Source organism: Microbacterium sp. 22303, assembly GCF_052045265.1.
Taxonomy (GTDB): domain Bacteria; phylum Actinomycetota; class Actinomycetes; order Actinomycetales; family Microbacteriaceae; genus Microbacterium.
In genome coordinates this window covers 1099238-1125222 of sequence record NZ_JBQEOQ010000001.1, presented here as the reverse complement: position 1 = coordinate 1125222, position 25985 = coordinate 1099238, and the positions used below count along the sequence as shown (strand labels likewise).

The window sequence follows — 25985 nt, the reverse complement described above, 5'->3', positions numbered from 1 at the left end:
GCGCTGGATAGGCTCGTCGCATGGCTGTGCTGCGGGTGGTCCTCGATCAGGTGAACGACGTCGTGGAGCCCGATCAGGCCGATGCGGCGCGCTCCCTCGTCCGGGCGCTCGCGGCGACCGCGCCGCCGAAGTGCGAGATCGAGGCGATCGTGCCGGCCGGCGGCGAGAGCACGGTCGCGGGCGCTGACACGGTGCACCGTCTCGGGCTCGCCCGTCGCGAGCTCGCCGGGGCATGGCAGCTGGGCGTGGTCGCGGGCGTCGGCGGCGGTATGATCCATGCCCCCGGTCTCCTCGCTCCGCTCGTGAAGCACGACAGGGCCAACGACTACGACCAGACCGTGGTCACGGTGTGGGACCTGAGTCCTTGGCTGGCGCCGGAGCCGCTGTCGCGCGCGAGCGTGCTCTGGCACCGCGGCATGCTCAAACGGGCCGTCAAGCACGCCGATGCGATCGTCGCGCCGACGCACGCCATGGCCGAGCAGCTCGCGGACCTGGGCCGCTTCGGCGACCGGATCCGCGTGATCCCGGGAGCCGCGGCCGAGGGCTTCACGATCCCGCTCGACGCGGCGGAGCGCCGCGTCGGTCTCGGCGCCCCGGCGCGGTACCTGGTCGCCACCGGCGGAGCCGCCGTGCTCGAGCCGGTGTTCGTCGCCGCGGTCGCCGTCGACGCCGATGTCTTCGTCCTCGATGCTCCCGGCACCGCGGCCTCGGCGATCGCGGAGGTTGCGGCTGCCGTTGGGCTGCCCGCGCCGCGGGTGCACGTGATCGGGCGCCTCGACGCGCCGGATCGTGCCGCTCTGCTCGCGGGAGCGCTCGCGCTCACCGCCGCCGACCCGGCGCCGGTGTGGCCGTGGCGCATGGTCGAGGCGCTCGGGCTCGGGGTACCCGTGATCGCTGCCGACAGCGGCGTGCACCGGGACGTGCTGGCCGAGGGGGGCCTGCTGGTCGGACCGGATGGCTTCGCCGAGGCGGTTCAGGACGCGGCGGGGGAGGGCGCGCGGCGCCTTTCGGTGCTCGCCGCGGATCGCTCGCGCGCCTACTCCTGGACCGGTTCGGCCGAGCGGGTCTGGACGCTGCACGCGGAGCTCTGAGCGCCGCGGCGGATCCCCGAACGCGCGGATCCGCGATTTTCCGCGGGTTCTTGCGTGTCTCCTGGGCATTTGCTCCGAGGATCGCGCAGAATATCACCATGACTGGACATGCCCCGGGTCCTGTGCGCTCTCGCACGTCCCGACGCTGGATGATCGGCATGCTGGTCGTTGCCGCCGTCTTCCTCACCGCTCTCGTTCCGCTGGCTGCCCCCACGACACCGGCCGCGGCGTCGCAGCATTCGACGTCGGCGGCCGCACCCGGATCGAGCGCGTCATCCGCCGCGACCTCGGTGCGTCCGATGACGTTGGACGGCTGGAACGCAGGCAACATCATCAGCGACGCCGTGTTCACGAACAGCGCCACGATGAACGAATCGCAGATCCAGGCGTTCCTCAATGCGAAGGTGCCGGTCTGCCAGGCCGGATACACCTGCCTCAAGGACTTCCGGCAGAGCACGGTCGATCGACCCGCGGACCGCTATTGCAACGGATACGTCGGGGCCGCTTCCGAACCGGCGTCGCGAATCATCGCCCGTGCGGCGCAGTCGTGTGGGATCAATCCTCAGGTCCTCGTCGTGATGCTGCAGAAGGAGCAGGGGCTGGTCACGCACACGTGGCCCAGCAACTGGCGCTACGACGCCGCGCTGGGACAGGGGTGTCCCGATGACGCGCCGTGCAACCCCGACTACGTGGGATTCTTCTTCCAGATCTACGGCGCTGCCCGCCAGATGAAGATCTACATGGAGGGCCGCTACTTCACGTGGTATGCACCGGGGAACACGTGGAACATCCTCTACAACCCGAATCAGAACTGCGGATCCGCGCCGGTGTACATCGCGAACGCCGCCACCGCGGCGCTGTACTACTACACCCCGTATCAGCCCAACGCCGCCGCGCTGCGAGCCGGCTACGGCGAGGGAGACGCGTGCTCGGCGTACGGCAACCGCAACTTCTACAACTACTTCACTGACTGGTTCGGGTCGACACAGAGCAACGCAGGCGCCGACAACCCGATCGGCAACGTCGAACTGGTCCAGGCCACGCCGGGCAATTTCTCCGTCGCGGGCTGGGCCCTCGACCCGAACACCTCCGCCTCCCTCGCTGTCCACGTGTACGTCGGTTCGGTGGGCAAGGCGATCACCGCAGATCTGGATCGTCCGGACGTCGCGGCAGCCTATCCGAGTGCCGGGAGCAAGCACGGCTTTGCCGCGACGATCCCGGCCACGGGACCGGGCGACACCAATGTGTGCGTGTACGCGATCAATCAGGGGCCCGGTGCGAACGTGCTTCTCGGTTGCAAGTCGGTGACCGCTCTCTCGGGCGACCCCGTAGGCAAGCTCGACGCGGTGTCGTCGGCGAAGGGAACGCTGCAGATCGGCGGCTGGGCTCTCGATCCGGACACCACGGGCGCGATCGCCGTGCACGTCTACGTGGACAGCACGGGCAAGCCCCTGGTCGCGGACCAGGCGCGGACGGACATCCCCGCCACGTACCGTGACTACGGGACCAAGCATGGGTTCACGACGACGGTCACTGCCGCTGCGGGGACGCACAACGTCTGTGCCTACGGGATCAATTCCGGCCCGGGAGGCAACGTGCTCCTCGGCTGCGTCTCCGTCACGGTGACGGGCACAGGAACCGTCGATCCGGGGCGGGTGCCCGTCGGCAACTTCGAGGGCGTCTCGGGCGTCGCCGGAGCGATCAATGTCGGAGGGTGGGCGTTCGACCCGGACACGACGGCTCCCATCTCGGTGCACATCTACGTCGATTCCGCCAGCGCGGCGTACCGGGCGGACAAGTCTCGCCCCGATGTGGCGGCGGCGTATCCGGCGATGGGGGCGAACCATGGGTTCGCCGAGAAGATCACAGCCACGGCGGGTAACCACAACGTCTGCGTCTATGCGATCAATGACGGCGCGGGAGGGAATGTCCTGCTGGGTTGCCGGACGGTCGTCGTCACGCCGGTCGGCGATCCTGGAAGCGTTCCTTTCGGCAACTTCGAGAGCGTCTCCGGGACCCAAGGCGCCGTGAGGGTCGACGGGTGGGCGATCGACCCGGACACAGCCGATCCGATCTCGATCCACATCTACGTGGACTCCGCGAGTGCCGCTTACACCGCTGACAAGTCCCGCCCTGACGTCGGTGCGGCGTTCCCCGCGTCGGGCCCGAACCACGGGTTCTCACAGACGATCCCGGCGTCCCCGGGGTCCCACACGGTCTGCGTCTATGCGATCAACAACGGCATGGGCGGGAATGCCGCCCTGGGATGCAAGTCGGTGACCGTCCCTGCGCCCCCGACCGCTGACCCGGGCCGCGTGCCGTTCGGCAACTTCGAAAGCGCGACCGCAGCGGCCGGAGCCATCGACGTGAGCGGCTGGGTGATTGATCCGGACACGGCTGATCCGATCTCGGTGCACATCTACGTCGACTCGGCCAGCGCTGCCTACTCGGCGGGGAAGACCCGCACCGACGTCGGGGCGGCGTATCCGGCGTCCGGACCGAATCACGGGTTCGCCGAACGGATCGCGGCCGCATCCGGCACGCACAACGTCTGCGTGTACGCCATCAACAACGGTGCTGGCGGCAACGTGATGCTGGGATGCCGCTCCGTCGTGGTGCCGTGATCCACGCGTCGGTGACGACGTGAGAAGAGGCGAAGGATCGATCAGATCCTTCGCCCCTTCTGGGTCCCGGCGTCAGCCGGCGAGATAGCCCCGGAGACCTTCGCGGTGGTCGACGGCGGTGAACCCGGTCGCCTCGAGCTTCGACAGGTCCAGCACGCTCCACGCCGGCCGCGGTGCGACCGGCGCGGTCGCGGACGCGAAGTACTCCTCGGTGCTGACACCGGTGATGCGTGCCGGGTCGTGTCCGGTCGCGGAGAACACCGCGCGGGCGATGTCCGCCCAGGATGCGGGATCGCCCGAGCTCGTGACATTGTAGACGCCGTACGGGGCGTCTGCGTCGAGAAGATGGACGATCGCCCGCGCGATGTCGGTCGTGAAGGTGAGGTGCCCAATCTGGTCGTCCACGACACGCGGATCGATGCCGCGCTCGGCCAGCGATGCCATCGTGCGCACGAAGTTCTTGCCTGCGCCGATCACCCACGACGTGCGCAGGATGTAGTGCCGCGGCGCCGTGGCCACGGCCACGTCTCCCGCCGCCTTCGTCTGCCCGTACACGCCGAGCGGCGCCAGGGCGTCGTCCTCGCGGTACGGACGGTCGGCCGTGCCGTCGAAGACGTAGTCGCTCGACACGTGGACGAGGGTGATGCCGTTCTCGGCGGCGATCCGCGCCAGGCGTGCGGGCCCCTCCGCGTTCGCGATCCACGCGTCGCGTCGTCCCTCGGGCGTCTCGGCGAGATCCACGGCCGTGTAGGCGCCGGCGTTGATGATCGTGCCGTAGTCGCGCCAGCGACGGGCGGTCGCCAGATCGGCGTCGGCCAGGTCCAGGTCGGCGCGGGTCGCGTACTCCACATGCGCGGCCTCACCCAGCGCGGCGCGCAGGGCCAGGCCGAGCTGCCCGTTCGCGCCGACGACGAGGATCTTGCGCGGCGCGATCGGGGTGACGTCCGCCAGCCGCGGGTGGTTCTTGTCCTTCTCCGAGATCTCCACGTCCGCGAGCGGGATGGGCCAGTCGATCGCCGCCGTCTCGTCGGCGAGGTTCAGGAACGAGTAGGACGCGTCAGGCGACCAGTGGTCGTTCACGAGGTAGGTGTAGGCCGTGTCGGGCTCGAGGGTCTGATACGAGTTGCCGACCCCGCGCGGCACGAAGATCGCGCGGGACGGATCCAGCTCGACCGTGAAGACCGTGCCGAAGCTGTCGCCCTCGCGCAGGTCGACCCACGCGCCGAAGATCCGTCCCGTCGCCACGGAGACCCACTTGTCCCAGGGCTCCGCATGGATGCCCCGTGTGGTGCCGACGGCGTCGTTGAACGAGATGTTGTTCTGCACCGGGCCGAAGTCGGGAAGGCCCAGCGCGGTCATCTTCTCGCGCTGCCAGTTCTCCTTGAACCATCCGCGAGCATCGCCGTGCACCGGCAGCTCGAGGACGATCATCCCCGGGATCGGCGTCTCGACGACCTGGAGCTGCTTGCCGAACTCGACCGTCATCGCGTCGTCGCCCATCGTCACTGGCCCTTGGTGGCGTAGAAGGCTTCGGTGGCGTCCTTGGACGGCGCCCACCATGCTTCGTTGGCCTTGTACCAGTCGATCGTCGCGGCAAGGCCCGACTCGAAGTCCGCGTACTGCGGCGTCCAGCCGAGTTCGGTGCGGAGCTTGGTGGAGTCGATCGCGTAGCGCAGGTCGTGACCGGCGCGGTCGGTGACGTGGTCGTACGCGTCGCGGGGCTGCCCCATCTGCTGAAGGATCAGCTCGACGACGTCCTTGTTGTTGCGTTCCCCGTCGGCGCCGATGAGATACGTGTCGCCGATGCGGCCCTTGTCCAGGATCGTCAGCACCGCGGAGGAGTGGTCGTTCGCGTGGATCCAGTCCCGCACGTTCTCACCCGCACCGTAGAGCTTGGGCCGGATCCCGCGGATCACGTTCGTGATCTGGCGGGGGATGAACTTCTCCACGTGCTGATACGGCCCGTAGTTGTTGGAGCAGTTCGAGATGGTCGCCTGCACGCCGAACGAGCGCACCCAGGCGCGCACGAGCAGGTCGGATCCGGCCTTCGTGGAGGAGTACGGGGAGGACGGGTTGTACGGGGTGTTCTCCGTGAACCGTTCCGGGTCATCCAGCTCGAGATCGCCGTAGACCTCGTCGGTGGAGATGTGGTGGAAGCGGCGGTCGTGCTTGCGGGCCGCTTCGAGCAGCGTGTAGGTGCCGACGATGTTCGTGTCCAGGAACGGGCGCGGGCTGTGCAGCGAGTTGTCGTTGTGCGACTCCGCGGCGTAGTGCACCACGGCGTCGGCGTCGGCGAAGAGCTTGTCGACGAGTTCCGCATCGGTGATGTCGCCGTGCACGAACGTCACCCGGTCCTCGGGCAGGCCGTCGAGGGACGCGCGGTTGCCTGCGTAGGTCAGGGCGTCCAGCACGGTGACGTGATGGTCGGTGTTCTCCACGACGTGGTGCACGAAGTTCGAGCCGATGAAGCCGGCGCCGCCGGTGACGAGCAGTCTCTGCATGGCTTCCAGGGTAGTGGCGCGCATCGGCGGAACATGCGCGCGGCGGCGGCGAATTCACAGGAAACCGCATGCGATGCGAGAGAATGGGCGTATGCGTGGAATCATCCTGGCCGGTGGCACCGGCTCCCGGCTGCACCCGATCACCCTCGGCACCTCGAAGCAGCTGGTCCCGGTGTACGACAAGCCGATGATCTACTACCCGCTGTCGACGCTCATCCTGGCGGGCATCCGGGACATCCTCATGATCACGACCCCGCACGACGCCGAGGCGTTCCAGCGCCTTCTCGGCGACGGCTCCCGCTTCGGTGTCTCGATCGCCTACAAGACCCAGCCGTCTCCGGACGGACTCGCCCAGGCGTTCGTCCTCGGCGAGGAGCACATCGGATCCGATTCCGCGGCCCTGGTGCTCGGCGACAACATCTTCTACGGCCAGGGGATGGGCACGCAGCTGCGCCAGTACACCGAGCTCGACGGCGGCGTCGTCTTCGGATACTGGGTCGACGACGCGACGGCCTACGGCGTCGTGGAGTTCGACGACGCCGGCCGCGTGGTCTCCCTCGAGGAGAAGCCGGCCCAGCCGAAGAGCAACTACGCGGTGCCCGGTCTGTACTTCTACGACAACGACGTGATCGAGATCGCCAAGAACCTCAAGCCCTCGCCTCGCGGGGAGCTGGAGATCACCGACGTCAACCGCGAATACCTGGACCGCGGGAAGCTGAAGGTGCAGCTGCTCACCCGCGGCACCGCGTGGCTGGACACCGGCACGTTCGACTCGCTGGCCGAGGCGACCGACTTCATCCGCACCGTGGAGAAGCGTCAGGGCCTGTCCATCGGCTGCCCGGAGGAGGTCGCCTGGCGCATGGGCTTCCTCACCGACGATGAGCTGCGCGAGCGTGCGGAACCGCTGATCAAGAGCGGTTACGGCGCATACCTGCTCAAGGCCCTCGCCCAGGGTCGCTGAAACTTCGCACCCTAGGATGATCGGCGGCCCTTCGCGCGTGACGCCGAGGGCCTCGTGACTGTGATTATCCGGAGCTGATGCGTCTCATGACTTCCCTTCCCCTGCCTTCGTCCTTTCCTGTGGGTGGTCGTCGGCTTGTGGTGTATGTGGTGTGGGATCGGCGTGGGGGTGTGGAGGATTTCGTTCCTCATGCTCTTGCGGGGTTGCGTGAGCATGCGGCGCGGGTGCTGGTGGTGGTCAACGGCTCTTTGTCGGAGGAGGGTCGGGCGAAGCTGGAGCCGGTGTCGGATGAGATCCTGGTGCGTGACAATGTCGGGTTCGACATCTGGGCGCATAAGGACGCGTTGGATCATGTGGGCGAGGCGATCGGCGAGTTCGATGAGGTTCTGCTGACGAACGACACGTGGTTCGGTCCGGTGCGTCCGTATGGTCCGGTGTTCGAGCGGATGGGGGAGCGTCCGGTTCATTTCTGGGGCATGACGGATCATGTGCGTCAGGAGCCGAATCCGTTCACGGGCAAGGGTGTTCTTCCGTATCATCTGCAGTCGTTCTGGATCGCGGTGCGGCGGGAGATGTTCCTGTCGGAGGCGTGGCGGCGGTATTGGGCGGAGCTGCCGGAGATGCCGTCGTATTTCGATGCGGTGCTCAAGCACGAGGCGGTCTTCACGGAGACGTTCGCGCAGGCCGGCTTCACCCACGACGTCGCCTTCCCTGAGGGCGACTACCCGACCGAGCACCCCGCGCTGTTCAACCCGGATCTGCTCGTCGAGGACGGCTGCCCGCTGGTCAAGCGGCGACCGCTGTTTCACTACCCTCCCTTTCTGAACCGGCATGCCGTGAGCGGACGCCGCATCGTCGAGACCATGGCGGAGCACGGGTATCCGGCCGAACTGGTGTGGAGCAACCTGGCGCGCAACGTGCAGCCCAAGGTGCTGAACACGGACGCCGGGATGCTGGAGGTGCTGCCCGGTGTAGCCCGGAGCGCGGACCCGATCCGGACGCCGCGACTGGCCGCGATCGTGCATCTGCCGAAGGCGGCGGACGCGTCGCGCGTTCTCGAGAAGCTGAGGTCGGTTCCGCATCGATTCGATCTCTTCGTCACGGTCACGGAGGCGACGGCCGCGGATGCGGCGCACCGCGCCGTCGAGGTTCTGGCACTCCCCGGCCTCGATGCGGTCGACGTGCGAGTCGTGCCGGCACACGGGCGCGACATGAGTGCCCTGCTGATCGGTTGCAGAGACGTCCTGGATGAGGATCGCTACGATCTCGTGATCAAGATCCACGGGCGTACCCCGGGTCAGCGTTCCGAGAACGCCCGACGCTACATGACTCGCTACCAGTTGGAGAACCTGCTCGACTCCCCAGGCTATGTCCGCAACGTCCTGGCGCTCTTCGAGCGCGAGCCCGGCCTCGGAGTCGTGTATCCACCGATGATGCACGTCGGATACTCGCTCCCCGGACGAGCGTGGTCGTTCTACCTCCCGCGAGCGAAGCAGATCTGCGAGGATGCGGGCATCCAAGTCCCGCTCGACGGCATCTCGCCGCTCGCGCCGTACGGCGGCATGTGGATCTGCCGCCCCGCCGTGCTCCGCCGCCTGATCGACCTGGACCTGGACTACCGGGACTATGAGAAGCCTCGTTCGAAGAGCGTGCCGGCCCTGGCGAAGGTCATGGAGAGGCTCGTCTCCTACGCCGCCGGCGAAGACGGCTTCCACACACGTACGATCATGACCGGCGAGCACGCTTCGATCAGCCACACGTCGATGGAGTACAAGGTCGATCAGCTCGCGTCGACCACGCCCGGCTATCCGATCGAGCAGGTCCAGTTCCTTCATCGGGCAGGGTGGATGGGAACCGGTGGCGCTGTCGCGATGATCCGCATGTACATGCGGGTCAATCATCCGGACGTCGCGCGACGCCTGCATCCGGTCCTCCACCCGGTCGGGCGCCTGGCGCGCTTCGGCCTTCGTACTGCCAAGGCGACGCTGCGGAATGGTCGCGCACTCATCAAGGGAGGCCGTGATGACTGACGGAACCCTGCCTTCGTCCTTTCCTGTGGGTGGTCGTCGGCTTGTGGTGTATGTGGTGTGGGATCGGCGTGGGGGTGTGGAGGATTTCGTTCCTCATGCTCTTGCGGGGTTGCGTGAGCATGCGGCGCGGGTGCTGGTGGTGGTCAACGGCTCTTTGTCGGAGGAGGGTCGGGCGAAGCTGGAGCCGGTGTCGGATGAGATCCTGGTGCGTGACAATGTCGGGTTCGACATCTGGGCGCATAAGGACGCGTTGGATCATGTGGGCGAGGCGATCGGCGAGTTCGATGAGGTTCTGCTGACGAACGACACGTGGTTCGGTCCGGTGCGTCCGTATGGTCCGGTGTTCGAGCGGATGGGGGAGCGTCCGGTTCATTTCTGGGGCATGACGGATCATGTGCGTCAGGAGCCGAATCCGTTCACGGGCAAGGGTGTTCTTCCGTATCATCTGCAGTCGTTCTGGATCGCGGTGCGGCGGGAGATGTTCCTGTCGGAGGCGTGGCGGCGGTATTGGGCGGAGCTGCCGGAGATGCCGTCGTATTTCGATGCGGTGCTCAAGCACGAGGCGGTCTTCACGGAGACGTTCGCGCAGGCCGGCTTCACCCACGACGTCGCCTTCCCCGCCGCGGAGATCGGTACGAAGAACCCTTCGCTGTACCGCGCCGAGGCGCTCCTGGACGCGGGCTGCCCCACGCTCAAGCGCCGGCCCTTCCTGCAGTGGCCTCCGTACCTCGACCGTCATTCCGTGGTCGGGCGCTGGACGCTCGAGAAGGCGGAGTCCTACGGCTATCCGATGGAGCTCCTCTGGCGCAACGCCGCGAGGACCATACCGCCGAAGGACCTGAACACGGACGCCGCCGCGCTGGAGGTGCTGCCCGAGATCGACGTCTCCTACGACCCCGAGCGGCCGCTGCGGACCGTCGTGCTCGCACACATCTTCTATGTGGAGATGACGGACGAGATGCTCGACCGCGCCGACACGCTTCCTGGCGCGTACGACCTCGTGGTCACGACGTCCGACGAGACGCGCGCCGAGGGCATCCGCGAGGTGCTGAGCCGGCGCGGCCATGACCGCGGGACGGCGGAGGTGCGGGTGGTCGGATCCAACGACGGCCGCGACCAGAGCGCCTTCCTCATCGCCTGCCGCGACATCCTGCTCTCGGGACGCTACGACCTGTTCGTCAAGATCCACTCCAAGAAGACCCCGCAGGACGGCTTCAACATCGGGCGGCACTTCAAGGAGCAGCAGTTCCTGAATCTGCTGAACAGCCCCGGATACACGGCGAACCTGGTCGCCCTCTTCCAGCGCGAGCCGGGACTCGGGATGGTCTTCCCGCCCATGATCCACATCGGGTATCCGACGCTCGGCCGCGGCTGGTCCGTCAACAAGCCCGGTGCCGAGAGGCTGTGCGCGGAGCTCGGGATCCGGGTGCCCCTCGACGACGTCTCGCCGCTGGCGCCCTTCGGGTCGATGTACATCGGACGGCCGGAGGCGCTGGCCGTCCTGATCGAGCACCCGTGGAGCTACGCCGACTTCGGCGGGGCGGAGGCGTACCGCGACGGCGGACTCGCCCATATCCTCGAGCGCCTTCCCGTGTACGCGGCCGGTGAGCTCGGCTACCACGTGCGCACGGTCAGCACCGCGGAGTACATGTCGGTCAGCCACACCACGCTGGACTTCCTGCTCGACGAGATGTCCGCCACGACGCCCGGCTACACGTACGAGCAGATCGAGCTTCTCCGCAGGGCGGGGTACGTCGGTACCGGATCCGCGCGAGACTTTGCCAGAATGTACATGCGCGTCAACTTTCCCGGCACCGGCGCGCGGTTGCGCGCGATCATGGCGTCCGACACGGTGATGGGCAAAGTCGCCCGAGCCGCGCGGAAGCCACGGACGGCGCTCCGGCGCCTTCTCGGCCGATGACCGGAGCGGACCCGCTGGCCCGGAACGGGATTCACGGAAGTATGAGGACATTGGACACCACGGAACGTTTCGCGCGCATCGCGGCTGAGCCGTTCTCCACGATCGATTCGCGCGGCCTCCGCGTGCGCGGAGGCAAGATCAGGGAGATCATCTCGCGGCGGCAGTTGCTGTCCCTGCTGGTGCGCCGCGATCTGCAGGCGCGCTACCGCGACAGCGTCCTCGGCTTCCTGTGGACGGTGATCCGCCCGCTGATCCAGTTCCTGATGTACTACCTCGTGCTCGGGCAGTTCCTGCGCGCGGCTCAGGGCGTCCCCGACTTCGCGATCTACCTCTTCTCGGGGCTCACGCTCTTCGGCTTCTTCAGCGACATGGTGTTCGGCGCGACCGGCTCGATCGTCGGAAACGCCGGTCTGGTGAAGAAGATCTACGTGCCGCGCGAGGTGTTCCCGCTCGCGAGCATCGGCGCGGCGGGCTTCATGTTCCTGGTGCAGCTGCTCGTGCTCCTCATCGCGGCGATCGCCTTCGGGGCGCTTCCCGGGCCGGTCCAGATGCTCTGGTTCTTCCCGTCGTTGTTCCTCGTGGTCGTCTACGGCGTGGCGATCGGCCTGTTGCTGGCCGCGCTCAACGTGTATCTGCGAGACATCCAGTACCTCACCGAGGTCATCATGATGCTCGCGATGTGGGCGTCACCGATCGTCTACTCCTGGTCCATGGTGCGCAGCGCGCTCGAGCGCTACCACCTTCCGACTTGGATCCTCGAGGTCTACGCCGCCAACCCGCTCACCATCGGCGTGCTGGGTTTCCACCGCGCGTTCTGGGGCGCAGGGACAGCGGCGGACTATCCGGCGCATCTTGGGATGCGCATGCTCATCGCCGCCGTGGTCGGCGTCGTGCTGCTCTGGTTCGCTCATCGAGTGTTCAACCGGATGCAGGGCAACTTCGCGCAGGAGCTGTGATGACAGACGTCGACAACCGCCCCGACATCGTCCGCCTCAACGGCGTGGTGAAGGAGTTCCGCGTCCGCAAGGACAACAGCCTGAAGGACCGCATCGTCCATTTCGGCAAGCTCGGCCAGGAGCATCGCACCGCGTTCACCGCCGTGGACGACGTCACCCTGACCATCGAAGCCGGCACGACCGTGGGACTCCTGGGCGCCAACGGCTCCGGCAAGTCCACGCTGCTGAAGCTCATCGGCGGCATCGTCTCGCCGACGAGGGGGACGGTGCAGACGCGTGGTCGCATGGCCGCCCTGCTCGAGCTCGGGGCAGGGTTCCATCCCGACCTCAGCGGGCGCGAGAACGTATATCTGAACGCGTCGCTGCTCGGGCTCAGCCGCCAGCAGATCGAGGAACGCTTCGACGACATCCTCGAGTTCAGCGGCATCGGCGACTTCATCGAGACCGCCGTGAAGTTCTACTCGTCGGGCATGTACGTGCGACTCGCCTTCGCGGTCGCCGTGCACACCGACCCCGACATCCTCCTCGTCGACGAGGTCCTGGCGGTCGGCGACGAGGCGTTCCAGCGCAAGTGCATGGATCGCATCGCCCAGTTCCGCAAAGAGGGGCGCACGATCATCCTGGTCAGCCACTCCGCGAACCAGGTGCAGGAGCTCTGCGACCGCGGCATCGTGCTCAGCCACGGCGAGGTCGTCTTCGACGGGGACACGAACGAGGCGGTCGGCGCGCTGCGCAACGTGCTCGACGGGCGCCGCGCGGACGAGGCGGCTCCCGAGGAGACGCGGCACCCGATCCAGGTCAAGAGCATCGAGCTGCTCGACAAGACCGGCGAGCCGACCAAGGAGATCGACGTCGACGACCCGCTGACGATCCGGATCAACGTGGACGGCCTTCACCGGATCGAGCGGTGGGAGGTCGGATTCAGCATCGACACCCCGCTCGGCCACATGGTGCTGGCGAGCAACACCGAGATGCTCGGCGTCACGCTGGATCCGATCGACGGCCCCCGGGCCGTCGACCTCACGATCGCGAGCGTGCACCTCGGTGCCGGGCAGTACTACGTCAACGCCAACGCGGCGGGTGTCAGCGAGCACAGCTCGCACGGGCTGTCGCAGGGCATCATGTTCACCGTGCGCGGCGGCGATTCGAGCGTCGGCAGTGTCGCGGCGAAGGTCGCCGTCTCGTCCTAAGCCCGATCCCGGCCCAAAGCCGCCAGCGCCACATTCAGCAGCGTGGCCGCTCTGGCGTCGAAGGAGTGTTCAGCGCGAATCCGCCTCCCGACCGCGCTCAACGCGTCCGCGCCGGGGAACGCCGCGGACAAATCGCCCGTCACGATCGAGAGCAGCTCGGTGACGTCCGCATATGTGCGGACGGCGCCGCCGAACAGGTCGGTGATGCCGTCCACGTCGTCGCTGATCGCTCGTCCTCCGGCCGCGACCACGTCGAACAACCGGTTCGAGATGAAGCCCTCGACACGCATGGCCGGCCAGTGGTCATTCAGCACGGCTCCCGCCGTCTCGTACAGCAGCGGGAGATCGTCGTTCGCGATGCCCGGCGCGACGACATGGGAGGCAGGGATGTAGCCGGTCCAGTCCGGTCCGTACACATGGACTGGAACCCCCGCGCGGATCGGCTCCACGACGGAGGGTCGCGCGATCCCGCGGGCCGTTCCGACGAAGACGAGATCGTCCCCGCGAGAGGCTCCCGTCGGGTGAAACCGTGAGATGTCGGTGCATTGCAGCAGCGGGCGGATTTCCCGGCCGAATTGCACGGCCGCCTTTCGCGCCCACGGCTCGGATGCTGCGAAGACCTCATCGAATCCGAACAGCTCCTCCGAAGCGATCTCATCCGGGTGGCTGATGATCCAGAGCAGGGACAGTGCGTCCGGCTCCGCGTCGATGCGGAAGGGGCCGCGCAGGGCGAGTGACACATCGTCCAGGTACCGGCTCGGCCGAGCCCGCGCGGCATAGGCGTCGATCACTACCTCCTGACCGAGCCTGCGCAAAGCCGCAGCGAGGCCGCGTGCAAAATGCGTCTCGCCCCAGGACTCGCCGCGGCGACCGCTGGGAGCGGAGGTCTTGATCGCCCATCGCAACGAGGGCACCACGGATCCGTCGGGGAGCGTGACAGAGCGATGGGACCGCACGAACCTCAGGGACTGGCCATAGCCTTCAGTGCTCCAGCCGAGGGGCCGGAGCAGCTCTCGCGCATCAGGTCCCGCCGGCACGGCCGGGACAGGACTCTTGTCGCGCTCCGGCGCGACCGCCTCCGTGGTCAGCAGCGTCGTCCAGGCGGCTTCGGACGAAAGAGGCAGGGGCGAGGCGAATGTTCCCCCCGCGGGGCCGGCGCTGGCGATCCTGCTGCCGAGGGCGCGTGCATCTTCCGCAGGGTGCCCGGCGAGGAGGGGCACGATCCGCCCGTCGAGGAGCGCAGTGCCCGCTGACGCTATGGTTCCGTCGTCGGCGAGGCGGAGCGGCTCGACCGGGGCATGCTGCGCAGCAGCCGCGAGGGCGCTCAGGTGCGCGGACGTGATCTCCGTGCAGGGTCCGCGGACGACGACGCGATCGGCGCCGGGGAGATCCTGCAGTGCGTCGACGTCCGAAGCCGTCAGCCGGATCCGCTCATCCCAGAGGCCGAGTATCGCCGTCGCGGAACGCTGCTCAGCGTTCTGCGGGTCAGCGGCAACGAACACCGTGCCCGTACCGCGTGCAAGGAGCTCGGCGGCGGCGGTGAGGACGGGCGTGATGTCCTCCCGGGTGCCGAGAAGGAACACGTAGACCGTTCCCGACAGGTGAGAGGGAGGTCGTGCGGGCGCTTCCAGCGCCCGGCGCGCAGCTCCCGAGATCGTGGTCCAGGAGAACTCTTCGGCGTCGTCCCCGGGGCCGATCGCGAGCGACTCCCCGCCCTTCGCCGACCGCCAGGCGTGTCCGACGGTCGAACCAGGCGCATGAAGGGCCTCCGGATTGGTCATCAGATAGCGAGGAGCGTCCCAGAAGGGGGCCACCCGGATGCGCCGCTGGTCGTTCACGAGGTAGGCGTACAGCGCAGGCACCCGATCGGCGTCGGACAGCTGCTGGGAGACGATCTGCTCCAGGAACAGCGGGTTCAGGCCGAAGCCGGATCGGAACCCTCCCCGGACGTACCACCGCACTGCCGCGCGCTCGGAGACGCGTCTTCCAAGCTGAGCCGCGACGTAGTCGAGATCGACCAGATCGGCCTTCCTGATCGTGCGGGACCACCACATTCGGTCCACGGACTCGACCACGTTGCGCAGGAGCGGGAGCCCTCGTGCGGAGCGCCAGTGTTCGCGGGCGGATCTCAGCACCCTTCGGAGTATAGGCGGATCGGTCTGCGGTCCGCTGGTCGCATCGGGTGCTCAGGTCTGCGGTGATATCGTCGATCGGATGTCCAGGCCTGAGGAGACGCGAGTGACGACCGACGATGACGTCCCTTCCGCGGGCGGATCCGCCCGGATCGGGATCGTCCTTCGTACGAAGAACCGCCCGACGCTGCTGAAGCGCGCGCTCGCCGACATCGCCGCACAGTCCTGCACAGACTGGCGCGTTCACGTGGTCAACGACGGGGGCGACGCTGCGCACGTGGACGCCGTCGTCGCCGAGGCTCCGGCAGCCGTCCGGGAGCGGTGCACGGTCACGCACCACGCAGTCCCGCACGGCCGCTCGGCAGCCGCCAACGTCGGAGTCCGCGGCGTGGACGCCGAGTACCTCGTGCTGCACGACGACGACGATCGATGGGACCCGGATTTCCTGGAACTCACGAGTGCGTGGCTGGACGCGAATCCGGATCACGCCGGCGTGGCGGTGCGCACGGAGATCGTCTACGAGACCGAGCGCGAAGGGGGATTCGCCGAGGTCGGGCGTGCACCGTTCTGGCCGGGCCAACGCTACATCGCGTATTCCGATCTGCTCCAGCGGAACCGGTTCGTACCGATCGCCTATCTGTATCGGAGTGCACTCCACGCGGAGGTCGGCCTGTATCGCGAGGATGTCCACGCTGCCGAGGACTGGGAGTTCAACCTCCGGGTGGCGCAGCGCCACCCGATCGGGTATCTCCCTGATCGTGCTCTCGCGTTCTGGCACCAGCGAGCCGGAGTCGAAGGAGACCTCGGGAACAGCATGTTCGCGCTCGCCGCCGACCATGACCTCTACGACATGATGGTGCGCGATGAAGCGCTCCGCGGCTACGTCGCGGAGCACGGGCCGGGCCTTCCGCTGTATCTCGCCCGATATGTGCAGGACGAGGTCGCGCGGCAGCTTGACGAGCGGCGTACGCTCGGTCAGGTCCTCACCGCGAAGGCGCGAACCTGGCTCCGCGAACGGCGCATGCGGTGACGTCAGGGCAGGGCTGGAGCCCGATCCATCGTCTCGTCCTGCCGTCGGACGGTCAGCCGGCTGATGTGCTGCCGCTGTATTTCGACGCGGACGGTGAGATCGAGGCGGTTGCGCGCGGCAGTCTGAGGGTCGCACCGGGTGTGCGGCTCACCTCCGGGACGTACTTCGGCGCTCTTCCGACCGCCGTGTGGCTCGCGCGTACCGACGTCCGACGCGTGCGTCTGCGGATGGGACTGTCTGGCGAGGCGAGGGTCCGTCTGCGAGCGACGAACGGCGCGGGCGAGGCGCGCACCGTATCGGCCGCCGAACAGGAAGGCACCTGGGAAGTCGCGCTCGACGAACGCTGCGCAGGGTGGCTGTGGTTCGAACTCGACGCGGTGGCAGAAGTCGTCGTCACCGATGCGGTCTGGGAGGCGGCGGCGCCGACTCGTCCGCCTCAGACCGCGAGCGTGGCGATCACGACGCACAACCGGGTGACCGATTGTCTCGAGGTGCTGAGGACGCTCGCCGAGGATCGCGCGCTGTCCGACCGGATCCGAACGGTGTTCGTCACCGACCAGGGCACGCAGAGGATTCAGCAGGACCCGGGGTTCCCCGAGATCTCGGCCCGATGGGGTGACCGTCTCGTCGTCCGGGAACAGAGGAATCTCGGTGGATCCGGCGGGTTCTCTCGCGGAATGATCGAGGCCGCGGGAACCGATGCGACACATGTCCTGCTGCTTGACGACGACGTCTCAGTGGAGCCGGAGTCGATCCATCGCCTGCTGGATTTCGCCGCGCACGCGGATGGGCGGCCCCTGGTCGGCGCGCAGATGCTGAGTCTGACCGAGCCGACCCAGCTCTACTCCTACGGCGAGCGCATCGATCGTTCGCGGTTCTGGTGGGGGCCCGTGGCGCCGGAGCTCTCCGCCGTCGATCTCGGCTCGATCCGCATCGACCGCACTCCGGCGCTGAGTCGGGCCTACGAGGTGGACTTCAACGGCTGGTGGATGTGCCTGATCCCCCTTGATGCAGTCCGGGCCGTGGGGGCGGCGCTGCCGTTGTTCATCAAGTGGGACGACGCCGAGTTCGCGCTTCGTGCCGGCGAGGCCGGATTCCCCACCGTCACACTCCCCGGCGCGGCCATCTGGCATATGCCCTGGACAGGGAAGGACGACGGCCTCGATTGGCAGTCATACTTCCAGCTTCGCAATCGGCTGATCGCGGCATTGATCCATGCGCGTGGACGCCGTCGTACCCGGCTGCTGACGGCGGCGCTGGCGCAGGACCTGAACCACATCCTCTGCATGCAGTATGGATCGACCGCGGTGCGCCTCACGGCCCTCGAGGATCTCTTGAACGGGCCGTCCACACTCGTGCAGACGATGGAAGAGGGGCCGGCGCGTCCTGCGCGGATCCTCCGGAACGCCGGACAAGAGCTTCGCTCCGAGAGCGCCGGCTTCCGCATCGGGATGCCTCCCGCACGCCCGCGGGCGAGGGCGATTCCCGCGCGAGTGCTCCAGGTCGTTCTGCATCAGTTGCGCCCTGTGCGCAGTACCGCACCCCTCGTCGTGACGCGTGAGCAGGGGAAATGGTGGAGTGCCGGCCTCCTCGACGCGGTCTTCCTTCGCAGCGCGACCGGCAACGGGGGATTCCTGCTTCAACGCGACAGGCGAACCGCCCGTCGCCTCGCCCGGACCGCCGTCCGCAGGTACGCGAGGCTGTGGTGGCAGTGGCCACGGTTGCAGAAGACGCATCGGGCCGCGTCGACCGGATTCGCATCGATGGAGTACTGGCGCAGTGTGTTGGACGGGAAGTCGCGTGAGGAATGGACGTGAGTGAGCGATCGAGGACCTCGCCCGACAGCTTCGTCCCGACGGGAACGCTGAGCCGTATCGGGCTGGCCCTCTCGGGGCGGGAGTTCCCCGCCAGAGGGAACTCCCTCAACATGTTCCGGTTGATCCTGGCTGCACTCGTGCTCTTCGCGCACAGCTGGCCGCTCACCGGACGCGGCGAGGGGCCGCTCATCCAAGGCGAGAACCTGGGGACCTGGGCCGTCGCCGGCTTCTTCGTGGTGAGCGGTTTCCTCATCATGGGGAGCCGCATGCGCACGAGGCTGGGGGAGTACCTGCTTCATCGGATCGTGCGGATCTACCCCGGCTTCTTCGTGTGCCTCGTGGCGACAGCGTTCCTCTTCGCGCCTCTCGCCGCGGTGCTGACGGGTACGACAGACCGGTACTTCTCGACCGCACCGACGCCGCTCGAGTTCATCTGGGCGAACCTGGGCCTTTCCATGACCGACTACAACATCGGGAAGGGGCTCTCGGCGGTCCCGTACCCGAACGTATGGAACGGGTCTCTCTGGACGCTGTACCACGAGTTCCTCTGCTACCTCATGCTCGCGCTCCTGGGCACCTGGGCGTGGTTCCGCCGATCCATCGTCGCTGCGGCCGTGCTCTTCATCCTCAGCGTCGCGCTGTGGGCCAACAGTGGACTGGTCACCTACTACGGCCTCGACGCGGTGTTCCTGCTGTTCTCCAAGCTGGCGCCGTTCTTCCTCGGGGGCACGCTCGCCTACTTCGTCATCGATCGATACGGCCTGAACCGGTGGATCGGGATCGGCTCCGGGATCGTCGCCGTCGCGCTGATCGGATTCGTTCCGGGCTGGGGAGGACAGGCCGCGTCCCCCTTCCTGGCGTACGCCATCCTGTTCCTGTCGACGATCGTCCCTCAGCCTCGGTGGATCGCGAAGAATGACGTGTCGTACGGCTTCTACATCTACGCCTGGCCGATGCAACAGCTACTGGTGCTTCTCGGAGGAGCTCGCTGGGGATTCACCGTGTTCATGCCGACGGCTCTCGCCCTGACTCTGGTCTTCGCCGTGGCGAGCTGGTTCCTGGTGGAACGCCCGATGATGCGTCGCATGCGGCGTCGGGCGTCAACCCTCTAGCGCGGCGGACTCCCGCTCGACCCGTTCTCGGGCCAGCGTCGGGGACGCGACGGCGAACCACAGTGCGGCGAAGAGCAGGGTGAAGCTCACCGCTCCGATCAACCACACGGTCAACGGTGAGGGAGCGACCGCGGTCCACCACCACTCCGCGTGCGCCCCCGGATCCAAGGAGGTGACGTCGAGGCCGGTGGTGTAGCGACGGATGTTGAATTGAAGGGCGATGGCGGCGGCGCCCGCGAGGGCAAGACCTCCGAACGCGATCCGCGTTCCTGTCCAGAGCCCCTTCGCGGGGGAAGCGGCCACGATCCCCACGGCGATCACCAGCAGCGGAAGGATGTAGCGCGGCTGGACCTGCGTGCCTACCTTGGCGTGCGACAGCGCCAGCATGGCGAAGGGGACGACCCACAGTGCGGCGAACGCGCCCACCACCGCGAGGAGATGGCGCGGAGGAAGCGCCTTCAGTCCGAGGAAGAACACTCCGCCGAGCACCAGCAGGGTGAACACCCACACGGCCGGTGGCATCGGGGTGTCGAGCCATCCGAGGCCGCTGGTGCCGAGGGCGCCAGCCCACAGAGACGGCACTCCGAGGAAGTTCGTCGTGTGCTCCGCCAGCGTGAGCGGCGGCGCGTCGCCGCTCAGGCCGCCGGTGACGGCACTGCTCTGGCTGGCGCTCAGATAGAACGCCACGCTGAGGCCGATCGAGACGACAGCACCGACGAGCGCGGGGACCGGGATCGGACGGCGCCGCAACCCGAGCATCAGCGCGATGATGACGCCGAACACGGCGAAGATGGCGGCGTCAGCACGCGCACCGGCACCGATGAAGGCGCCGAACACGGTCAGCGCCGCGAGCGTCCAGGAACGCCGGGGCGACTCGGCGATCATCGACCCGTAGAGGCAGATCCACACAGTCGCCGCGGAGAGGATCGCCCAGGAGGACGGGTTCGTCGAGGCGAACAGGAACAGCCCGAGCGGGACCGAGGTTACGAGCACGGAGATGAGCAGGGCGGGCCTCAGTCTTCGCGGCAGCGCGAAGAACACTCCGGTGAGAAGCCCGACTGCGAACACCGAGTTCAGGATGCGCATCGTGACGACGGCGGTCGGCACGTCCTGCGAGGCGAACGGGGCCATCACGGCGTAGAACACAGGCGGGTAGAGCCCGTCGATGTTCGCGCGCCCCGCGATCGTCATCTTCGTCGTATTGCTGTTCCAGCATGCATCGCTCTTGTTCGAGTCGAACGCATAGCAGGTGGAGGTGATGAGCGGCTCGGGCACCATGCGCTGCACGGGATCACCGAAGTCCTCGCAGAGTCCGGGGCGTTCCCCCATGCCGCACCAGATGGACGGGAGGTGGAAGTCATCATCCGGGCTCGAGCCGACAGCATCGCTGAACGACCAGGCAACGAGCGTCAGGAGCGCGAAAAGCGGGGTCACGATGGCCAGGATGAGTCGGAGATGCTTCGGAGCCGGTCGCGTCACCTGGTCATCGTACTCAGCCCCGGCCGCGTAACCACTCAGCGCTCGCGGGGTTGGTTAGGATAGGGAACCGTGAAACAACAGTCGGGTCGAGTGCTCGTGATCGTCCCGGCATGGAACGAGGAGAACAACGTCGGCATCACCGTGGCCGAGATCCTCGCTTCCGATCCGGCGTACGACGTCGTGGTCGTCGATGACGGATCCACGGATGCCACGTCGATCGTGGCGAGGGAGGCCGGTGCGACGGTCCTCGTCCTGCCTTTCAACCTCGGCGTCGGCGGTGCGATGAAGACCGGCTACACCTACGCCCAGCGCCACGGATATCAGCGCGCGATCCAGGTCGACGCCGACGGGCAGCACAATCCCGCCGACATCGCCAAGGTGCTCGCCGGGCTCGAGAGGGCCGACATCTCGATCGGGGCGCGCTTCGCAGAAGTCGGCGACTACACCGCGGGAGGACCCCGACGTTGGGCGATGGTCTTCCTCGCCTCCATCCTGTCGCGCATCGCCAAGACCCGTCTCACCGACGTCACCAGCGGCTTCCGTGCCGCGAACCGTCGTGCGATCGATCAGTATGTGCGCTACTACCCTGCCGAGTATCTCGGCGACACGATCGACTCGCTGGTGGCCGCGGTGCACGCAGGACTCACTGTCGCGCAGATCCCGGTTGCGATGCGGGCGCGCATGAGCGGCCGCCCCAGCCAAGGACCTCTCGGCTCCACGATCTATCTGTTCCGATCGGTCTTCGCCCTCGGGCTCGCCGTGGCACGGGGAACGAAGAGGAGAACGGCATGATCACTGTCCTCGGTGTGATCTTCGGCGTCGGCATTCTCGCCGCGATCGTCGGTCTGCTGCTGAAGCACAAGCTGCGCGAGAAGTACGCAGTGCTGTGGCTGATCATCGGTCTCGCGATCCTGGTGCTCACGCTCTTCCCGAGTCTCCTCATCGGTCTCGCGAGCGTCCTGGGCATCGCCGTTCCGTCGAACCTCCTCTTCATCCTGGCCATCGCACTGCTCGTCGGTGTGACGCTGCATCAGTCCTGGGAATTGTCCGCGACCGAGGACGAGACGCGTCGCGTCGCGGAGGAAGTCGCCATCCTGAGGGCTGAGATCGAGGCCCTTCGCGGCGCGAACGGCTCCGGCGCCGAGGATGAGCCTCGTGGCTCGGACGTCTGACGGGGGTTCCCGCGGGCTCATCGCGATCCTCTCCGCCACCGCCGTCGCGGGAGTGAGCGGATACGCGATCCAGCTGATCGCTCCGCGATTCCTGCCCGGCGAAGGGGCATATCTCGGCTTCGCCGTGTTCTGGTCGACGATGTTCCTGTTCGGCGGCGCGGTCGGTGGGATCCAGCAGGAGGTCGCGCGGGCGACCTCGCCCCGAGCCTCAGACTCGCCCCGGTCGTCGATCAGCCGGTTCGCGCTCATCGCCCTGGGCGTCGTCGCGGCCGTGGGCATGGTCGCTGCCGTCCTCCTCGCTCCGACGGCGTTCCGGGCTGCTCCAGTGCCGCTGGCCCTCGCGTTCGTGCTGGGCCTCCTCGGGTACGTGCTGACCGCCGTACTGACGGGTCTCTTGTACGGGCTGGCGGAACATGCGGCGATCGCCGCGATGATCACCCTCGACGCGGTACTGCGCGGCGCCGGAGTGGCGCTCGGGCTCGTGCTCGGCGCGCCGATGGGCATCATCGGCTTCGCGATCGCGGTGCCGTTCGGCCTCGCCTCGTCCTTGGTCTGGCTGCTCGCCCGTCGCCGGGTCTCGGGCCGCTATCTGCTGGACATCAGCACCGCGCAGCTGTCGCGCAATGCACTCAGCACGGTGCTCGCGGCGACCGCGATCGGAGTCGTGGTCACCGGGCTCCCTCTGCTGTTCGACACGTTCCTGCCGAGCGGCGATGCCGCCGTGATCGCGTCCCTCACGCTCGTGGTCACCGTGACGCGAGCGCCCTTGATCATCCCGCTCATGGCGCTGCAGAGCTATCTCGTCGTCCATCTCCGTGAGCTCAGAGCACATCGCATGCGGCGGATCATGCTCCTGCTCGGCGCGCTGGCCGCCGTCGCCGCGGTCGGCGTCGCGCTCGCGGTCTGGCTGGGACCATGGCTCATCGGCGTCATCTCTTCGGGCCGCTACAGCACGGATCCGCTGACGGCGGCGATGGTGGTTGTCAGCGCAGCGATGGTCGCGGCGATGTGCGTCACGGGGGCGGGCCTCCTCACCCTCTCCCGACATCGGGCGTACGCCGCGGGCTGGGTGGTTGTCGCGATCGCGTCGATCGCTCTGCTTTGGCTGCCCGTGCTGCCCACGTCACCACGCGCGCTCGTGGCGCTGGTCGTGGCGCCCGCTCTGGGCTTGATGGTGCACCTCATCGCCGTCCGTTCCGCCGCACCCGCCCTGAGCGATGTCGCCGCGGCGCCGGTGGTGGACCGCGAGTCGCAGGATCCGGCGTGAGCCCGGTCGCGGTCCGGGTGGCTCGTGGGGGCGCCAGCGCGCTGATCATGGCCTTCGGGATCGCCCTCTTCGCTGCGGGCGTCTCGCCGTGGCCGGCGCCCGTCCTCGTCGGGATCGGTCTTGCGTGCGCGCTCCGGAGCGCGATGCGGCCGAGTGCGGCCGTGGCCTCCGCGGCCGTGATCGAACTGCTGTTCGTCGCACTGGCGGTGCAGATCGCACCGGCGGTCCGGATCTCCTATCCGCTCGCGCTCACGCTCGGCCTGACCGTCCTCGGCGCGGTCGCGGCGCTGGTGATCGGCACGCGCGAGATCCGGCTGCCGTCGCCGCGCGGGCTGGCGCTCGCGTGCGTGGTCGCTGTTCTCGGGGCCGTCACGGTGGCGGCCACGTCGGCGTGGCTCTGGCACGCTTCGGCGTTCGCCTGGGCGATGCGAAACGACTCGGTGTGGAACCTTGTGAGCACGCGGTTCGTGATCGCGGACGGCGGCATCGGAAGCGGAGCACACCCGAATCCGGCGCCGCTCACGCCGGCCCTCTTCGCCGCCGTGATCGGCGCGGGCAGGAAGTCGGTGCCCGCGAGCGAGTTGCTCGCGCATGATGTCTCCGCCTTCGCCGCGCTCTGGATGGCGCTGTCGCTGATCACGTCCCTCCTGGCGGCTCTCTGCGCGGTCAGGGCGACGGGTGGTGCAGGAATCGCCATCCGCCTCGTTGCCGCCGCGACCTGTGGCGCGTTGCCTCTGCTGTGGTTCGCCCTCGGGGTGGCGGTGGACTTCGGGTTCTGGAACGCGACCCTGGCGCTGCTGCTGCTGCTCGCCGCGTGGATCCTCTGGCTTGAGGCGAGCAACTCAGCGGTCGTCATGCTGGGCGTCGTCTCTGTGTGTCTGCTCGCGACCTGGGGGCCTCTCGTGCTCATCCCGCTCGCCCTCACTGCGCTCGCGGGCGGTCTACGGATCATCCGCCTGCGGAAGGACCGCCGTGCGCTTCAGAGAGCGCTGGTGGGCGCCCTCGTCGCGTTCGGCATCGTCGGGGTCTACGGTCTCCTGGTAACCCTTCCGGACTTGCGTCGCGAGGGCGCCGCACTCGCCGTGGACGGGGGCTTCATCGCATTCGGTCCGCTAAAGTTCAGCATCATCGTCGTGGCGGCTGTCGTGGTCGCGCTCGTCGCGCCGCGTCGCAGCCGACTGGGCGTCGTCGCAGTGAGTGGCGCCGCCGGTGTCGCGGTCGGATACCTGCTGCTGCAGAGAGCCGGCGCCAAAGATCTGTGGGGTTACTATCCGGCGAAGCTCGCCTGGCTCTGCGCGCTGCTGCTGCTGGTCATCACCGCGGCAGCGCTGTTCGGCATCGCGGCACGCCGGACGAATCCCTGGCGGACGCTGATCGCTGCGGCGGGGGTGGTGAGTGCTCCGTTGCTCATGAACCGTGTCCCTCCCTCCGACGGATGGTCGTCCGCGTTCACCCCGGTCGCCGCAGTCTGGAAAAGCACGGAGCCGGCGCTCGCCGATGCGGTTCGCCATGTCTTTGCGGAGGCGGAGCCGGGAACGCCGACGATCCTGATGGCGTACGGCACACGCGGACAGGACGCCTTCGGCAACACATGGCTGCTGCAGCTCGAGTCGACCTCCTCGCAGGAGCCGATCAGGCAGTTCGCCTACCTACTCGACCCGGAGTCGCCTTCGCAGGTGTGCGACGCCGTTCACGCCTGGAAACGCCACGTGCGGGTCATCACCGCGGATCCGCAGCGGGGCGAGGAGCTCGCGAACCTCTGCGGCACCGGCAGTCTGACGATCGAGCTCCGGTCTCGCTGAGCCTCGGGATCAACGACCGAACGCGAGCCGCCACGCGGCGGTCCGCGCGGCACTCGTTCCGCGCATCATCGCGGCAGGCAGGGAGCTGAGCGCGTGCAGACGTGACATCGGGCGCGTCGCCGCCGCTCGCGCGGCGCGCGTCCAGCCGTGCCGTCGGGCGCGCTCTGCTGTCTCCTGGTAATAGCGACGCTCGTCCGCGAAGCGCGAGCCGTCGGCGAGCGCGGTCTGCGAGAGGCTCTCGCCATGACGGCGGTAGGCGAAGGCATCGACGCCGGTGTAGTGCAGCACGCCGTCTTCGAAGGCGATGTCGATCAGCAGCGCCAGGTCGAGAATGATCGGCAGGCCGTCGCGGAATCCGATCCGGTTCACCTTCTCGGCGCGGAGGGCCAGTGACGGCCAGTACAACCAGTTGCCGACGAGCAGGGTCCGAGCCATCTCCTCACCGCGGAACGAGCGCGCGCGACGCGGCGTGAGCAGCCGTTGCTTGACGCCGTCGACGAGTGTCCGGCGGGGGCGGCCGTCTGCACCCACGACCTGGACACCGGGCTGAATGACGTCGGCGTCGGGGTGCTGTGCGATCATGCTTCGGATGTGTGCCACGTAGTTCGGGAGCAGCAGGTCATCCGAGCCGAGGATGACGACGTGCGAGCCCTCGGCCGCGGCGGCGGCGCGGCGGAAGTTCTCGATGATGCCGACATTGGTCTCGTTGCGCTGATATCTGATCCGCGTGTCCTCGAGGTGAGCGACATAATCCGCGATGACCGTGCCCGGATACCCGTCGTCGATGATCGTCAGGCGCCAGTCGGGATCGGTCTGCGCGAGCACGGAGTCGATCGTCTCGATGAAGACGGCGGGATCGCCCCAATAGGGGACGCAGATGTCGAGGGTCATGGGTTCCGG

Annotated in this window: 19 protein-coding genes; 14 read left to right on the top strand and 5 right to left on the bottom strand. The window is 67.8% G+C overall.

Annotation, left to right across the window (positions count from 1 at the left end; genetic code table 11):
- The first annotated feature begins 20 nt into the window (after positions 1 to 20).
- The gene (locus tag ACTJI8_RS05325; protein WP_440732345.1) at positions 21 to 1091 is read left to right on the top strand and encodes a glycosyltransferase; all 1071 of its coding nucleotides are present in this window, start codon (positions 21 to 23) and stop codon (positions 1089 to 1091) included.
- A 98-nt stretch (positions 1092 to 1189) separates the two neighbouring features.
- On the top strand, positions 1190 to 3715 hold the full coding sequence (locus ACTJI8_RS05320; RefSeq protein WP_440732344.1) for a hypothetical protein: 2526 nt from the start codon (positions 1190 to 1192) through the stop codon (positions 3713 to 3715).
- Between the two features lie 72 nt (positions 3716 to 3787).
- Here ACTJI8_RS05320 and rfbD read toward each other — a convergent pair whose 3' ends face one another.
- Both rfbD and rfbB read right to left on the bottom strand, forming a co-directional pair.
- Entirely contained in the window at positions 3788 to 5200 is a 1413-nt protein-coding gene (rfbD, locus tag ACTJI8_RS05315) for a dTDP-4-dehydrorhamnose reductase (protein ID WP_440732450.1), read from the bottom strand.
- 17 nt (positions 5201 to 5217) lie between these two features.
- Entirely contained in the window at positions 5218 to 6216 is a 999-nt protein-coding gene (gene rfbB, locus ACTJI8_RS05310; protein WP_440732343.1) for a dTDP-glucose 4,6-dehydratase, read from the bottom strand.
- A gap of 91 nt (positions 6217 to 6307) precedes the next feature.
- Here rfbB and rfbA point away from each other — a divergent pair, with 91 nt between their 5' ends.
- The 5 genes from rfbA (at position 6308) to ACTJI8_RS05285 (ending at position 13274) form a co-directional block, all read left to right on the top strand.
- Complete coding sequence (gene rfbA, locus ACTJI8_RS05305) at positions 6308 to 7177, top strand: glucose-1-phosphate thymidylyltransferase RfbA (RefSeq protein ID WP_440732342.1); 870 nt, start codon at positions 6308 to 6310, stop codon at positions 7175 to 7177.
- A 203-nt stretch (positions 7178 to 7380) separates the two neighbouring features.
- Positions 7381 to 9207, top strand: a complete 1827-nt coding sequence (locus ACTJI8_RS05300; protein ID WP_440732341.1) for a rhamnan synthesis F family protein — start codon at positions 7381 to 7383, stop codon at positions 9205 to 9207.
- 109 nt (positions 9208 to 9316) lie between these two features.
- Entirely contained in the window at positions 9317 to 11128 is a 1812-nt protein-coding gene (locus tag ACTJI8_RS05295) for a rhamnan synthesis F family protein (RefSeq protein ID WP_440732340.1), read from the top strand.
- Positions 11129 to 11178: 50 nt separating this feature from the next.
- Entirely contained in the window at positions 11179 to 12084 is a 906-nt protein-coding gene (locus tag ACTJI8_RS05290; protein ID WP_440732339.1) for an ABC transporter permease, read from the top strand.
- A complete protein-coding gene (locus ACTJI8_RS05285; protein WP_440732338.1) occupies positions 12084 to 13274 on the top strand; it encodes an ABC transporter ATP-binding protein in 1191 nt (396 codons plus the stop codon). Before ACTJI8_RS05290 ends, ACTJI8_RS05285 begins: the two co-directional genes overlap by 1 nt.
- Here ACTJI8_RS05285 and ACTJI8_RS05280 read toward each other — a convergent pair.
- Positions 13271 to 15409 carry a glycosyltransferase family protein gene (locus ACTJI8_RS05280; RefSeq protein ID WP_440732337.1) on the bottom strand — a complete coding sequence of 713 codons (2139 nt, stop codon included), beginning with the start codon at positions 15407 to 15409 and terminating at the stop codon, positions 13271 to 13273. The two genes, ACTJI8_RS05285 and ACTJI8_RS05280, sit on opposite strands and share 4 nt — an antisense overlap.
- A 103-nt stretch (positions 15410 to 15512) precedes the next feature.
- On the opposite strand from ACTJI8_RS05280, the gene ACTJI8_RS05275 reads away from it, so the two are divergent.
- From ACTJI8_RS05275 to ACTJI8_RS05265, 3 genes are read left to right on the top strand one after another with little or no spacing between them, the layout of a single operon-like run.
- Entirely contained in the window at positions 15513 to 16436 is a 924-nt protein-coding gene (locus tag ACTJI8_RS05275) for a glycosyltransferase family 2 protein (protein WP_440732336.1), read from the top strand.
- Positions 16433 to 18253 carry a glycosyltransferase gene (locus ACTJI8_RS05270; RefSeq protein WP_440732335.1) on the top strand — a complete coding sequence of 607 codons (1821 nt, stop codon included), beginning with the start codon at positions 16433 to 16435 and terminating at the stop codon, positions 18251 to 18253. Before ACTJI8_RS05275 ends, ACTJI8_RS05270 begins: the two co-directional genes overlap by 4 nt.
- Entirely contained in the window at positions 18250 to 19365 is a 1116-nt protein-coding gene (locus tag ACTJI8_RS05265; RefSeq protein WP_440732334.1) for an acyltransferase family protein, read from the top strand. The genes ACTJI8_RS05270 and ACTJI8_RS05265 overlap by 4 nt, the downstream gene beginning before the upstream one ends.
- Here ACTJI8_RS05265 and ACTJI8_RS05260 read toward each other — a convergent pair.
- Entirely contained in the window at positions 19354 to 20799 is a 1446-nt protein-coding gene (locus ACTJI8_RS05260) for a DUF2142 domain-containing protein (protein WP_440732333.1), read from the bottom strand. The genes ACTJI8_RS05265 and ACTJI8_RS05260 overlap by 12 nt on opposite strands.
- Before the next feature lie 114 nt (positions 20800 to 20913).
- On the opposite strand from ACTJI8_RS05260, the gene ACTJI8_RS05255 reads away from it, so the two are divergent.
- From ACTJI8_RS05255 to ACTJI8_RS05240, 4 genes are read left to right on the top strand one after another with little or no spacing between them, the layout of a single operon-like run.
- Positions 20914 to 21636 carry a glycosyltransferase family 2 protein gene (locus ACTJI8_RS05255; RefSeq protein WP_440732332.1) on the top strand — a complete coding sequence of 241 codons (723 nt, stop codon included), beginning with the start codon at positions 20914 to 20916 and terminating at the stop codon, positions 21634 to 21636.
- Positions 21633 to 22016 (top strand): DUF2304 domain-containing protein, encoded by a 384-nt coding sequence (locus tag ACTJI8_RS05250; protein ID WP_440732331.1) that lies wholly within the window; start codon positions 21633 to 21635, stop codon positions 22014 to 22016. Before ACTJI8_RS05255 ends, ACTJI8_RS05250 begins: the two co-directional genes overlap by 4 nt.
- Positions 22000 to 23283: a hypothetical protein gene (locus tag ACTJI8_RS05245; RefSeq protein WP_440732330.1), complete on the top strand. Its 1284-nt coding sequence runs from the start codon at positions 22000 to 22002 to the stop codon at positions 23281 to 23283. Before ACTJI8_RS05250 ends, ACTJI8_RS05245 begins: the two co-directional genes overlap by 17 nt.
- A complete protein-coding gene (locus tag ACTJI8_RS05240) occupies positions 23280 to 25085 on the top strand; it encodes a hypothetical protein (protein ID WP_440732329.1) in 1806 nt (601 codons plus the stop codon). The genes ACTJI8_RS05245 and ACTJI8_RS05240 overlap by 4 nt, the downstream gene beginning before the upstream one ends.
- A 9-nt stretch (positions 25086 to 25094) precedes the next feature.
- Here ACTJI8_RS05240 and ACTJI8_RS05235 read toward each other — a convergent pair whose 3' ends face one another.
- On the bottom strand, positions 25095 to 25976 hold the full coding sequence (locus ACTJI8_RS05235; RefSeq protein ID WP_440732328.1) for a glycosyltransferase family 2 protein: 882 nt from the start codon (positions 25974 to 25976) through the stop codon (positions 25095 to 25097).
- Positions 25977 to 25985: the final 9 nt, after the last annotated feature.